This window comes from Mycobacterium sp. UM_Kg1, assembly GCF_000972925.1.
Lineage (GTDB): Bacteria > Actinomycetota > Actinomycetes > Mycobacteriales > Mycobacteriaceae > Mycobacterium > Mycobacterium hiberniae.
In genome coordinates this window covers 1-720 of the sequence record NZ_JRMK01000332.1, presented here as the reverse complement: position 1 = coordinate 720, position 720 = coordinate 1, and the positions used below count along the sequence as shown (strand labels likewise).

Here is a 720-nt window from a genome sequence, read left to right as displayed (position 1 = left end):
GGGGTCTTTCTCGTCGGGCAGCACTTCGCTGTAGGCCAGCCGGGTGCGGTCGTCGATCGCGGTGTGCACGTAGTCGTAGCCGATCTTGGCCTTCTTGTGCCGGTGGGCAACTGACACCGTGGCGTCGCGGCCGTGCAGGCGCCACCCGCCACCTGTGGGGATGCGGCCCAGCTTTTTGACATCGACGTGGACCATGGCTCCCGGGGTGCGGTGCTCATAGCGGTTCGTGCTGCGCGGTGAGCAGCGCACCGGCTGCCCGGTGATCGGGTCGATCGCACTCAAGTGCGGCACCTGATGGCGTGCCAGGATCCGGCCCACCGTCGAGGCGTGCATCCCGAGCTCAGCGGCCAGCACGACCGCGCCGCGCCTGCGGCGGCGCCGCAGGGTGAGCACTTTGTGTTCAACGCGTTCACTGGTGCGCTTGGGCATCCGGTGCGGGCGCGAGGACCGATCAACCAACGCAGCCTCTCCACCTTCGGCGAAGCGGCGCAGCCACTTGTAGACCGTGGCCCGCGAAATACCCAGTTGCTCAGCCACATGCGCAGCCGGCCAGCCAGCAGCGACACGCTCGACGATCAGGCGACGTGCGAACAGGTTGGTACGAGCGTTAGCGTGAGACACGAGGACCTCCTACGGGTAGATGCCAGACACATCCACTCCGTCAGGAGGTCCTCCCCATTTCAAGCAGGCACGCCGTCAACAACCTCCGAGGTCACAACA

1 protein-coding gene is annotated in these 720 nt (G+C 66.4%); it reads right to left on the bottom strand.

Annotated features, from left to right (window positions below):
- Positions 1-621 (bottom strand): helix-turn-helix domain-containing protein (locus LI92_RS21405; RefSeq protein WP_046322594.1); only part of this gene is annotated, 621 nt, incomplete at its 3' end.
- Positions 622-720 lie beyond the last annotated feature (99 nt).